We start from the raw sequence: 12,646 nt of genomic DNA on the forward strand, positions 1-12,646 counted from the left end.
ATATTCCTGTCATTTTGATATATCCAAATAAAGAGGAAAATGTCATGATTTTCCTCTGCTTAACATAGTGTTTTAATCAACCTACCTATTATATCATATTGCTTTTGTTTTGGCACTGTTTTTTGAAAATAAATCAAGAAAGATAGTTTTGCACTAGCTCTTCATGTATTTTCGGACTGGCTACTACGATCGTTCCGCCTGTCAGCATATCGATTTCCGTTCCATCCATCCGGGTAACGATCGCTCCGATCTCACCGGCGATGATCTTCCCTGCAGCAATGTCCCATGGCTGCAGCGTCCGGGACACATAAGCGCCTGCTCTTCCTGTCGCAACGGACATGAATTCCAGTGTGGCCGCTCCTTGGAGACGCAGCCCCCGCGAACGGCTGATCGCTTTGCGAAGTTCCGGATAATGATAAAGCGTGCTTTGATTGATGATCAGCAAAAGATCGTCCAATGTTTTGTTTTTGTCCAGTGGCGGGATCTTTTTCCCATTCAAGTAAGCACCTTTTCCGCGCTCGCCTGTATATAATTCTTCGCGCTCTACATCATAAATGTAAGCCAGTTCGCCCACTCCATCCACATAGATCGCGATCGAGATTGCAAAGTCGCGTTGCTGCAAAACAAAATTCAGGGTGCCATCGATCGGGTCGATGATCCAAACTACACCTGCTAGGTCTTCTAGTTTCTCGGCGATACCTTCCTCCCCGAAAACACGATGGTCTGGGAAATGCTCCTTGATTTTTTCCACAAAAAAAGTTTCTGTTTCTTTATCCATATTTGTGACCAGATCGTTGCGTCCTGATTTTTGATCGATCTCCAACTCATTTTGAAAGGAATCTTTTATTTTTTGGGCAGCTTCTTTTATCCACTCTACTACGAGTTCTTCGATTAGCGCTTTATTCATTAGTTTCGCTCCTTAATCATTGCTTCGTAATGTTTATTTTATCACAGATCGTTGCTTTTATCTTCTGGTTTGGCTTAAAAGGGATTTCTTTTATAAACAGCGAATGTTTCGTATAATAGAAAATAGTAAATAAGAAAGGAAAGTGGCTAAATGACTTTTAAAGGTTTTACAAATGATGATTTCAAAGCAATGCAGCTCCCTGGACTCGATAATCGCATGGAGGCTATCCGCCAAAATATCCAACCAAAATTTCAAACTCTTGGAGATGAGCTGACTTCTTTTTTAGAGAAAGAATTAGCTGTGCCCATGTATTTGCATATCGCAAAACATGCACGCCGCTCCGTTAATCCGCCTGACAGCACATGGCTGGCGATCGGCCATGATAAACGCGGATATAAGAAACATCCGCATTTCCAAGTAGGTTTATACGATGAATACTTATTTGTCTGGCTTGCATTTATTTATGAAAACGAGGAACGGACATTTATCGCTGATAACTATTTAAAATCAGAAACTGATTTCTTAGCATTACCAGCTGATTTTTCGATTTCTCCAGATCACACGGAAAGAAAAACTTTCCCATTAGAACAGGCTGCCTTAGAAAAAACACTGCGCCGTTTTCGTGACGTGAAAAAAGGAGAATTCCTGATCGGAAAAATTTATCAGCCGACTGATAAAAAGATCCATTCCGGCTCTGCTTGCACGGAAGAAATCAAGTCCGTCCTTACAAAACTACTACCTTTTTATAAAGATGCCTTCCAATAAAAATCAAGGCTATACAAATCTGTGAAAAATCGTTATAATTAATTGGTTGTGAGTATTTTCTATATCAAAGGAGATGAAAGAACGTGGAAAAAGCCCAGCATATCATTAATGAACCTGAACCACATCGAAGTAATAAGGCAGGCGATATTTTCACGTTACAAATGGTGGAAAGCCTGCCTGCCTAAAAAAGGAGGTATTGGTCATGCACCAAATTTTCAAATCTAATGAACAAGGACAACTTGAAGAAGTAGAAGTAGCTTCTAGAGGCGCTTGGATCAACATCGTTGCTCCCACCTCGGAAGAAATCAACCAATTAGCGGAACAATATGATATCCCGCTTGAATTCTTGGAGGATTCACTCGATAAAGATGAAAGTGCCCGGATCGAACGGGATGATGATACAGATTCTGTATTGATTATTTCCGATTTTCCAATTGTCGATGAGGACGACATTCATTACGCATCGTTTGAAACACTGCCGCTTGGTATTATTCTGACAAAAGATTATTTTTTTACCATTTGTACGGTAGAGTCTTCCATTATCCAATCTTTTATCCGAAAACGCATCAAAGGGTTTTATTCCCACATGAAGACACGATTCGCTTTGCAGATCCAATATATGATCTCGACTCAGTTCTTGCGCCATCTAAAACGTTTGAACCGGCAAACTGATGAAATCGAAAAAGAATTGCACGTTTCGATGAAGAATAAACAACTATACGATTTGATGGGGATCGAAAAAAGTTTGGTTTACTTTGTGACCGCACTGAAATCCAATAAGCTTATTTTGGACAAAATGATGCGGCAAAATATCGTGAAAATGTACGAAGAGGATCAAGATCTCTTAGAAGATGTTATCATTGAAAATCGACAAGGTATCGAAATGGCAGAAGTCCATTCCAATATCCTGAGTGGCATGATGGATGCTTATGCTTCGATCATTTCCAATAATATGAACGTTGTCATGAAGTTCCTAACTTCCTTTACGATCATTTTAACGATCCCGACAATGGTTTTCAGTTTTTACGGCATGAATGTGGCTTTGCCATTAGACAATTTCCCATTCTCTTGGATGCTGACACTCGGCATTTCTTTTGGGATCGCTGGTATCGTTACCTTTATTTTCTGGAGAAGAAAGTTCTTTTGACATAAAAAAGCAGCCCGCTCTTTTAAAGAGTATCGGGCTGCTTTTTCTTATGCCTTCGATTTTTCTACTTCTTTATCCAACAGATTCGCCAGTTCTTTCGGTTCAATATGTTCATCGAAAATGTATTCCCCGACGATGACAGTTGGTACGAAAACGATGTTGGCGCGGTTTGCTTCTTCCACGATTTTTTCTGCTGCAGATTGGTTGTTTTTCTCCGTATAGCCTAGTGTTTGCTCCATGTAGCCACCGACTTCATCAAGTGGTAGACTTCCCCAATCATCTTGCGTGTTATAGATTTCTTCTATTTGTTGTAGCGCGATTTTCGGATTTTCATAATCCAAATAACGATGTGTTACGTTACCGCGCTGTAAGCTTTCTTTTTCTTTATCAAAAGGTTTCACGATCAATTCGATTTTACCTTCTTCGATAAATTCAGCGATCACCTCGCGTGATTTATCTTGCCACTGGCGGCAGAACGGGCATCTTAAATTGACGAATGAGATCACCTTGACGGGAGCATCTTCTCTGCCAATATGAATCCCTGTTTTTGCATCTACTTCATTTGCTTTGATTTGACTTATATCCATGTTTATTTCCTCCTTTAATTAAGGACGCATTTTGATGTAGCTGGTGGAAGCATCTTTCACTTCTTTCATCACGCGGTAGATGGAATAACCGCTAGCGTCTTCAAATTGGTTCCCGATTTGTTTTTCTTCACCTTTAGAGGGGACCACGTTTTTAAAACGGGCATACCTTTCTTTGATTTCAGCGACACTCGCGCCTGCTTCATACGCCTGCTCGATCACTGCTAAGAAAGCTACTACTTCTGTGATTTCTTCTCTCGTCCACTCCGGGTCGATCGGATAGCTATATTCCATGAGTTCCTTCCCCCTCCTTGCCACTCCATATTGGATTTGCCAAATGGGCAGCGACAATCTGATCTAAATTTTTCTGTTCTTGTTCGGATAACTTGATCTCTAATACGTTTTTGACCCCTTCTTTTGCAATAACAGCAGGAAGGCTCAGAAACAATGGCTCGGGAACTGCATATTTAGTGTTTACCTCAATTCCGACAGTTAAAACTTTCGATTGATCGAAAGCGATCGCTTCCAAAATCTCGGTGATTCCAAATACGAGTGCCGATTCCATTCCAAACGACAGCTGATCAAGCGCAGTGACATCCGCCAGATTTTGTTCCAGTTGTTGCAAGTCGCCTGGTGAAAACAGCTCATTTTGTTCGGCGATATAGGTCAGCAGTGGTTTTACACCGATATAACTTCTGCTCCATAGCGGCAAAGTATGTGCTTCACTATCTCCGATCACATAGCTGTGTACATTTTCGGAAGACACTTGAAATTTGGTTGCTAATTGAAACTGCACGAATCTAGTCAAGAGCAAAGTCCCGATGGCGATGATATTCTGAGCCGGCAGCCCAGAAAGCCGTTTGATCTCGCTAGCCGCTTCATTACTATACTTCGTTGCCACAATTACTTTTCCATAAAAACCGCTTTGCATCATCTTTTTCACTTTCGACTGAAGCAGTTCCAGATTTTCTGAAAGATCAAGGTCATTCATTTCTTCTTGAAAGAAGATCGCGATCTCTGCTTCTTTGCAGGTCGCATAGGTGGTTCCCTGAATTATCGCTCTGGAATGGTAGTACTGACTAAACGCATAATCGCTAACTGCTGGACGATAGGCCTCATCGACGACACTGATCGCCGTTCGCTGATCCCAACGCAGCAACGCTTGTAATAATAAAGGTATAGCAGGGTCTTTGCCAATAATGGCTATTTTCAACGCGTCTCTCATAGCAAGCCTCCTTCTCTAGTCTTTATTGTAGCATGGCGATTTTTATTTATACAATGAATTGCTCTAAAAAGCAGTTCCTAGCGGGAAAGATAGTATTCCAGATTTGTTGGTTTTTCGCTATTAAAAGCAAAAAAAAAAAACCATAAAGGTTTTTTTAGTCTTCGAGTTGGCGTCTTTTCTTTAATAATGATGTGAAAACAATAAACAAGATTGGCATGATATAGCTTACAACGACTAAAAGCAGCATTTCAAAAAATGATTTCTCAATAACGCCCTTTGTCATTTTCAAAAAGCCAGTGATCGGTGTTGCCAAGATCTCGATAACGGATCGCCAACCGCCTGTGTCATGTAAATGATGCAGAAAACCAATAAAGAAAGCGATGATCGTCAACACAAAACAAACTGCAGCTACTAGATAAACAACCCAAAATGTGATTTTTTTACCGATTGATACATTTTTTCCCATATTCTCACCTAGTTGATTTCTGATTTTAGACCTACTTTGTCATTATACGCCTTTTTTTCTTAAACAGATAGTTTTTTTATAGAAGAAAACGCTATTCTAAATAGAATAGCGTTTTCTTTGTATTAAATGTGGATTGGACGTCCTAATGCAAGTTCAGCTGCTTCCATTGTCAATTCGCCAAGAGACGGATGCGCATGGATAGTCAACGCAATATCTTCTGCAGTTACGCCAGTTTCAATTGCTAGACCGATTTCTGAGATAATATCAGAAGCGTTCATTCCAGCAACTTGAGCACCGATAACCAAACCATCGGATTTACGAGTCACTAAACGCACAAATCCTTCTGGAGCATCTAGCGAAAGCGCACGTCCATTACCACCGAATGGGAATTTAGCTGCTTTTGCATCGATACCTTTTTCTTTTGCTTCTTTTTCTGTCAAACCAACTGTAGCAAGTTCAGGATCACTGAATACTACTGCTGGAAGTGCGTTATAATCGATTTCGGATTTTTCGCCGGAAATTGCTTCTGCAGCAATTTTAGCTTCGTAGCTAGCTTTGTGAGCCAAAGGAACGCCAGGTACGATATCGCCGATCGCAAAGATGTTAGATACGTTTGTACGGCCTTGTTTGTCAACTTCGATCAAGCCACGTTCGTTTAATTTAACGCCTGCTTGTTCTAAGCCTAGTTCGTCTGTATTTGGACGACGACCTACTGTTACTAACACGTAATCTGCTTCGATTTCTTTTGTTTCGCCGTTAGATTCGTAAGTAACTTTCACACCGTTTTCTGTTTCTTCAGCAGATTTTGCGAGTGCTTTTGTTACGATTTCTACGTTTTTGTCTTTCAAATTGCGTTTCACAAGCGAAACCATGTCTTTTTCATAAGTTGGTAAGATTTCTGGACCACCTTCAAGAATAGTAAGGTCTGTTCCAAGGTTGGCAAATGCTCCGCCAAGTTCTGTACCGATATAGCCACCACCGATGACAACTAATTTTTTCGGAACTTCTGTAAGGGCAAGTGCACCAGTAGAACTTAGTACACGTTTACCGAATTTGAAACCTGGGATTTCGATTGGACGAGATCCAGTTGCTACGATAACGTTGTTGAATGTATACGTTTGGGCAGAATCCGGGTGAATAACACGTAAAGAATGTTCATCAACGAAAAATGCTTCGCCTTCTACCATTTCAACTTTATTCTTTTTAAGAAGCGCTTTAACGCCTCCAGTAAGTTTGTTTACAACGCTACCTTTCCATTCTTGTGCTTTAGTGAAATCAAGGCTGACATTGTCTGCATTGATCCCCATGTTTGCGGAATGGTTAGCTTCTTTGAAACGGTGACCGATCGTAATAAGTGCTTTAGAAGGAATACATCCAACATTCAAGCAGACACCGCCATAATTTGCTTTTTCAATAATTGTTACTTTTTGACCAAGTTGTGCAGCGCGGATTGCAGCTACATAGCCACCAGGGCCGGCACCAATAACGATTGTATCGCGTTCTTCTGGAAAATCTCCTACTACCATAATTTTACGCCTCCATTAGTAATAATTCTGGGTCATTCAATAACCGTTTGATATTGTTCATTGCTTTTTGAGCTGTTGCGCCGTCAATCACACGGTGATCGAAGCTTAATGATAATGCTAGTACTGGAGCCGCTACAATTTCGCCATCTTTTACGATTGGTTTTTGTGCAATGCGTCCAACGCCTAGAATAGCAACTTCTGGGTAGTTGATAACTGGAGTGAACCATTGTCCACCAGCAGAACCAATGTTGGAAATCGTTGCAGAACCGTGACGCATTTCGTCTGCAGTCAGTTTTCCGTCACGTGCTTTACCAGCTAATTCATTGATTTCATCAGAAATCGCGAAGACAGATTTTTGATCAGCATTTTTGATTACAGGAACATATAGACCGTGGTCTGTATCTGCTGCAATACCTACGTTAAAGTAGTGTTTGTACACTAATTCTTCTGTTTTGTCATCCATTGTTGTGTTAAGAACAGGGAATTCACGCAATGTTGCTACTAAAGCTTTTACCACGTATGGCAAGAAAGTCAGCTTGATACCTTTTTCTGCTGCCACTTCTTTGAAACGTTTGCGGTGCGCCATAAGAGCAGTTACTTCGATTTCGTCCATCAATGTAACATGTGGGGCAGTGTGTTTTGAGTTGACCATTGCTTTTGCGATCGCACGACGTGTTGGCGAAAGTTTTTCGCGTGTTTCAGGGTATGCATCACCAGATGGTGCTGCTTGTTTTGATTTAGCTGCAGTTGGTTCTTCCACTTTTTCATCAGTTGTCGATTTAGCAGTAGATGTATTTTCAGATGTAGCAGTAGCTCCGCCATTTGCAAATGCGTCAATGTCTGCTTTTAGGATACGGTTGTTTTTGCCGCTGCCGCCAACTTGGGTAATATCTACACCTTGTTCACGTGCATATTTACGAACAGATGGCATTGCGATCACGATACCGTTTGGATCTTTTTTAGCGACTTTGTTTTCTGTAGCTGTAGCGCCGACATTCGCAGCATCATTTTTCTCAAGTTCTGCAGTATCAGCAGGAGATTCCGGCGTAGAAGCATGGGAAGTTTCGTTTTCAAACTCGCCTTCAAAGGTTACAAGTCCTTGACCGACTGTTGCAACTGTTCCTTCTTCTACTAAGATCTCTTTGACTGTTCCGTCTACTGGAGAAGTGATTTCTTCTACGGATTTATCATTTTGCACTTCAAAGATTGCTTGATCTTCTTCTACTTTGTCGCCTGGTTTAACGAACCATTTTACGATTTCGCCTTCATGGATTCCTTCACCGATATCCGGTAATTTGAATTCATAAATGCCAGAACCGCCAGCTGGTGCCGCTGCAGGAGCTTCTGCTTTTTCTTCTTGTGCTGGAGCTGGAGCAGCTTCTTCGTCATTTTCGTGACCTTCCACGCCATCAAAAGTGATCAATGATTGACCAACTGTTGCAACTGTTCCTTCTTCCACTAAGATCTCTTTGACTGTTCCGTCTACTGGAGAAGTGATTTCTTCTACGGATTTATCGTTTTGTACTTCAAAGATTGCTTGATCTTCTTCTACTTTATCGCCTGGTTTAACGAACCATTTTACGATTTCGCCCTCATGGATACCTTCACCAATATCCGGTAATTTAAATGAATATGCCATTATATATTAGCCTCCTATTATTTGTTCAAATTGCTTTGCCCGAAAGTCTTCTGTTTATAGGGACTTGCAGTAAGGAACGAATCCCTACTGCAAGTATATAATCCGATTTGCTTACATTAGAAAGCAATGACTTCTTTTACGCGTTCAATAATATCATTGTGGTTTGGAAGCCAAACTGTTTCTGCTTGCGAGAATGGGAAGATACTGTCTGGAGCTGTAACTCGCATAACAGGAGCTTCTAGGGAAAGAATTGCACGGTCGTTGATTTCAGCAACCACGTTTGCAGCAACTCCGCCTTGTTTTTGCGCTTCTTGAACAACAACAGCACGGTTGGTTTTCTTAACAGAAGCAACGATCGTGTCTGTATCGATCGGACTTACTGTACGCAAGTCGATTACTTCTACAGATACGCCTTCTTTTTCTAAAGCTTCTGCTGCTTTTAGAGATTCTTGAACCATTGCACCGTAAGTAACAATCGTTACGTCTGTACCTTCACGGCGAACAGCAGCTTTACCGATTTCTACTGTATATTCTTCATCCGGAACTTCTTCACGGAATGAACGGTATAATTTCATGTGTTCTAAGAAAACAACTGGGTCATTGTCGCGGATCGCGGAGATCAATAATCCTTTTGCATCATAAGGTGTCGATGGGATAACTACTTTAAGACCTGGGGATTGCGCAATCAAACCTTCCAAGTTATCAGCATGAAGTTCAGGAGTATGAACACCACCGCCGAATGGCGCACGGATTACGACTGGAGCATTACGAGTGCCACCAGTACGGTAACGCATACGAGCTAATTGACCTGCTACAGAATCCATTACTTCAAATACAAAACCAAAGAATTGGATTTCAGCAACCGGACGGAACCCTTCTAAAGAAAGACCGATCGCAAGACCACCGATACCGGATTCAGCAAGTGGTGTATCGAATACACGATCTTCGCCGAATTGTTCTTGCAAGCCTTCTGTTGCACGGAAAACTCCGCCATTTTTACCAACGTCTTCACCGAATACTAAGACGTTTTCATCATTTTTAAGTTCAACTGCAAGCGCATCTGTAATCGCTTGAATCATTGTTTTTTGCGCCATGATTATTTCGACTCCTTCGCTTCATAAATTGCCAGTTGCTCTTTGATTGGAGCAGTTGGTACTTCATACATATTTTTAAGAAGATCCGTAACTTTTTGTTTTGGTGTTGCGTCTGCTTCTTTGATCGCTGTTTTGATTTCTTCTTTTGCTTTTTCGATTACTTCATTTTCTTTTTCTTCGTTCCAAAGACCTTTACCTTCAAGGAAAGTACGGAAACGAACGATTGGATCTTTCAATTCCCACTCGCTGTCAAGATCTTTTGTACGGTAACGAGTTGGATCATCACCAGAAAGTGTGTGTGGACCATAACGATAAGTCATCGTTTCGATCAATGTTGGGCCGTCACCTGCTACTGCGCGTTCACGGGCGAATTTAGTAACCGCGTAAACTGCTAACGGATCCATTCCATCTACTTGTACGCCTGGGATACCAGCTGCTACTGCTTTTTGAGCCAATGTTACGGCAGCAGTTTGTTTTTCACGAGGAGTTGAGATCGCAAACATGTTGTTTTGAACAACAAAGATCGCTGGAGCATGATAAGCACCTGCAAAGTTCATTCCTTCATAGAAGTCCCCTTGAGAAGAACCACCGTCACCAGTATACGTGATTACGACAGCATCTTTTTTACGTTTTTTAAGACCTAGTGCAACGCCTGCAGCTTGTACGATTTGTGCGCCGATGATGATTTGTGGAGAAAGCACGTTCAAATCATCTGGGAATTGGTTCCCTACAAAGTGTCCGCGTGAGAATAAGAATGCTTTTGTCAATGGTAGTCCGTGCCAGATCAATTGTGGCACATCACGGTATCCTGGAAGGATGTAGTCCTGTTTTTCAAGCGCATAGTGGCTTGCTAGTTGACTTGCTTCTTGACCTGCAGTTGGCGCATAGAAACCTAAACGTCCTTGACGGTTCAATGAGATCGAACGTTGATCAAGTACGCGTGTCCAAACCATGCGTGTCATTAATTCTACTAATTGGTCGTCCGTTAAGTCAGGCATTAAGTCTGGACTCACGACTTCCCCTTTTTCATTTAAGATTTGAACCATTTCAAATTGCTTGCCAACGGTATCAAACTGTTTCTTTACATCAATAACTGCCTTCTTCGCTTTAGAAGCCATTTTGTATCTCTTCCTTTCCTTATTAACAAGTTATACAGAGCACTGCTTCAAGCAATCACAGAAAAAAGTAGCAATCCGTATGCCTCAAGTTATCTCTGACTTTCCTGATTGTGTATACTAGCAAAGACGCATTCCAATGCGTTTAACTATTGAAATAGAATGTTGCTGCAAGGTCGTTTCATGCGAAAACACTCAACCCTTTTTGTGAAATGAGCTTTTTTCACATAATCACGCAGCACAAAAGTACGTTTTTAAGCAAAACGCATTACATTCTGTTTTAATCAAATCGCGTCTTATTATTAATACACACCAATCTTCTCTTATAATTTACACCACAATTAATGGGAAGTCAACAAGAGGGCTCACAAAAAACTATCGCTTACATTCGCTTTGCAAACCCAATCATTCGCATTTTTGCACTGTATTAAAAACCGCTGTTCAAAATCGTATCTGTTATACAATAAGCTTCATACGGCAATAAAACACATTCCTTTGAAGGGATGAAGTCTTTTTACTAAAGTTTGTGAATTCACAAACTTTAGTAAAAAGAGAATCACCTATATAACGAATGATAACAGAATACCTCCCGAAAAAGGTTCGCCTTTTTAATTACCCGATTATTTCCCTTTCTAACTTAATTTATTTATTTTTTTCAAAAGGTCTGCTAAAATAATTGTAGTTTAACAAAAGACAGGAGAGAATAATTATGCTTACGATGGACGATATCGTTCGCGAGGGGCATCCAGCACTTCGCAAAGTTGCAGACGAAGTAACGTTCCCCCTTTCTCAAGAGGAGAAAGAATTAGGACGCGAAATGCTCACTTTTTTAAAAAATAGCCAAGATGAAGAAATTGCTGAAAAATACGGTTTACGCGGTGGCGTGGGTCTTGCTGCTCCGCAATTAGCAGTTTTAAAACGTATCATTGCCATCCATATCGAGGATGAAGACCGCACCTACAGCTACACGCTTTATAACCCTAAAATCCGCAGTCATTCCGTGCAGGAAGCTTGCCTTGCTGGCGGCGAAGGCTGTTTATCTGTCGACCGGGAAGTTCCCGGCTTCGTCGTTCGGAAAGAGCGCGTCACGATCGAAGCTTTTGATGAAGACGGCAATCCGATCAAGCTTCGCCTTAAAAGCTACCCGGCGATCGTTGTTCAGCACGAGATCGATCATTTGAACGGTGTGATGTTTTACGATCATATCAATGACAAAAATCCGAATGCATTGCCACCAGATGTGGATGTTATCGGCTAAAAAGCAGCTTGAAATCGAACGCCATTCGGTTTCAAGCTGCTTTTTTTAGATCAATTTAAAATGTTTCAAAGCGTTCCATATACCATCTTCATCCACGTGAGATGTAATGTAATCCGCTACTTCCTTCACTTCTGGTCGTGCATTCCCCATCGCAACGCCGCACCCTACTTCCTGCAGCATATCGATATCGTTCAGCCCATCACCGAAAGCATAGGTATCTTCCATCGAAAACCCTAATTTCCGGATTGCTTCTCTTATGCCCACAGCTTTTGATCCGTTAGCTGGACAAACATCGACCGATGACTCATGCCAGCGTAAGAAACGGTATTGTGGGAATTTTTCCGTATAATAATGGTCATATTCCTCTGTACAAAACAATAAGCATTGATAAATTTCACTGCCTTTGTAAAAGCTAGCATCTACTTTTGGATAGCTAAGTTTTAGTGAGCTCATTCCTTGATGGACACTGTTGTGGTCAGGTAAGTTCACACGCATTTCATCCACCGCCGAAAAAACAATCGGATGATCATGTTCTGTCGCATCTGCGATCAATCTCTCCAGCGATTCTTGCGGAAGTGGTTTCGTATACACTGCTTCCCCTTCAAATACAACGTACTGTCCATTAAAACAAACATACGAGCGAATATCCAGCTCTTTGCACAACGCCTCTAGCATAAATGGTGCCCTCCCAGTGGAAATCGCTACATAAATGCCATTTTCTTGTAATAAGCGAACAGCGGCTTTCGTGGATTCCGGAAGCTGCTTTTCTTCATTCAGCAATGTTCCGTCCACATCAAAAAATACGATTTTAGTCATGTGTCTCTCCTTTGCTTTGATTCTTTTTCTATGGTTAAGTATAGCAGAATAAGCAGCGAAAAACGATAGGCGGCGCGGACTTTTGTGAGGAAAATAAAAACTAG

13 protein-coding genes are annotated in these 12,646 nt (G+C 41.3%); 3 read left to right on the top strand and 10 right to left on the bottom strand.

All coding sequences use genetic code 11. The annotated features are described in order from the left end of the window. Positions 1-133: 133 nt before the first annotated feature. On the bottom strand, positions 134-907 hold the full coding sequence (locus EL241_RS08845; RefSeq protein ID WP_115345729.1) for an inositol monophosphatase family protein: 774 nt from the start codon (positions 905-907) through the stop codon (positions 134-136). 150 nt (positions 908-1,057) lie between these two features. On the opposite strand from EL241_RS08845, the gene EL241_RS08850 reads away from it, so the two are divergent. Together EL241_RS08850 and EL241_RS08855 are read left to right on the top strand one after the other, a co-directional pair. Further along, positions 1,058-1,672, top strand: coding sequence for a YktB family protein (locus EL241_RS08850; RefSeq protein WP_036106315.1), 615 nt, complete (start codon positions 1,058-1,060; stop codon positions 1,670-1,672). Positions 1,673-1,874: 202 nt separating this feature from the next. Then, a complete protein-coding gene (locus tag EL241_RS08855; RefSeq protein WP_003755080.1) occupies positions 1,875-2,819 on the top strand; it encodes a magnesium transporter CorA family protein in 945 nt (314 codons plus the stop codon). Between the two features lie 47 nt (positions 2,820-2,866). Here the strand turns inward: EL241_RS08855 and EL241_RS08860 are convergent, their stop codons facing one another. The 8 genes from EL241_RS08860 to pdhA form a co-directional block, all read right to left on the bottom strand. Continuing rightward, positions 2,867-3,406 (bottom strand): DsbA family protein, encoded by a 540-nt coding sequence (locus EL241_RS08860; protein ID WP_003755078.1) that lies wholly within the window; start codon positions 3,404-3,406, stop codon positions 2,867-2,869. Positions 3,407-3,424: 18 nt separating this feature from the next. Next, a complete protein-coding gene (locus tag EL241_RS08865) occupies positions 3,425-3,697 on the bottom strand; it encodes a UPF0223 family protein (protein WP_036106313.1) in 273 nt (90 codons plus the stop codon). After that, positions 3,687-4,628 (bottom strand): Rossmann-fold NAD(P)-binding domain-containing protein, encoded by a 942-nt coding sequence (locus tag EL241_RS08870; RefSeq protein WP_052009184.1) that lies wholly within the window; start codon positions 4,626-4,628, stop codon positions 3,687-3,689. The genes EL241_RS08865 and EL241_RS08870 overlap by 11 nt, the downstream gene beginning before the upstream one ends. Before the next feature lie 154 nt (positions 4,629-4,782). Then, positions 4,783-5,094 carry a hypothetical protein gene (locus tag EL241_RS08875; protein WP_003755073.1) on the bottom strand — a complete coding sequence of 104 codons (312 nt, stop codon included), beginning with the start codon at positions 5,092-5,094 and terminating at the stop codon, positions 4,783-4,785. A 122-nt stretch (positions 5,095-5,216) separates the two neighbouring features. Beyond that, the gene (gene lpdA, locus EL241_RS08880; protein WP_003755071.1) at positions 5,217-6,620 is read right to left on the bottom strand and encodes a dihydrolipoyl dehydrogenase; all 1,404 of its coding nucleotides are present in this window, start codon (positions 6,618-6,620) and stop codon (positions 5,217-5,219) included. Positions 6,621-6,624: 4 nt separating this feature from the next. Continuing rightward, positions 6,625-8,259, bottom strand: a complete 1,635-nt coding sequence (locus EL241_RS08885; protein ID WP_036106310.1) for a dihydrolipoyllysine-residue acetyltransferase — start codon at positions 8,257-8,259, stop codon at positions 6,625-6,627. Between the two features lie 116 nt (positions 8,260-8,375). Further along, positions 8,376-9,353, bottom strand: coding sequence for an alpha-ketoacid dehydrogenase subunit beta (locus EL241_RS08890; RefSeq protein ID WP_003755067.1), 978 nt, complete (start codon positions 9,351-9,353; stop codon positions 8,376-8,378). Between the two features lie 2 nt (positions 9,354-9,355). Beyond that, on the bottom strand, positions 9,356-10,471 hold the full coding sequence (pdhA, locus tag EL241_RS08895; protein WP_003755066.1) for a pyruvate dehydrogenase (acetyl-transferring) E1 component subunit alpha: 1,116 nt from the start codon (positions 10,469-10,471) through the stop codon (positions 9,356-9,358). A 706-nt stretch (positions 10,472-11,177) separates the two neighbouring features. Here pdhA and def point away from each other — a divergent pair. Further along, positions 11,178-11,726: a peptide deformylase gene (gene def / locus EL241_RS08900; protein WP_003755063.1), complete on the top strand. Its 549-nt coding sequence runs from the start codon at positions 11,178-11,180 to the stop codon at positions 11,724-11,726. Between the two features lie 45 nt (positions 11,727-11,771). Here def and EL241_RS08905 read toward each other — a convergent pair whose 3' ends face one another. Then, a complete protein-coding gene (locus tag EL241_RS08905; RefSeq protein WP_003755061.1) occupies positions 11,772-12,542 on the bottom strand; it encodes a Cof-type HAD-IIB family hydrolase in 771 nt (256 codons plus the stop codon). Between the last annotated feature and the right edge of the window lie 104 nt (positions 12,543-12,646).

It is taken from the genome of Listeria grayi, assembly GCF_900638015.1.
GTDB classification, from domain to species: Bacteria; Bacillota; Bacilli; order Lactobacillales; family Listeriaceae; genus Listeria; species Listeria grayi.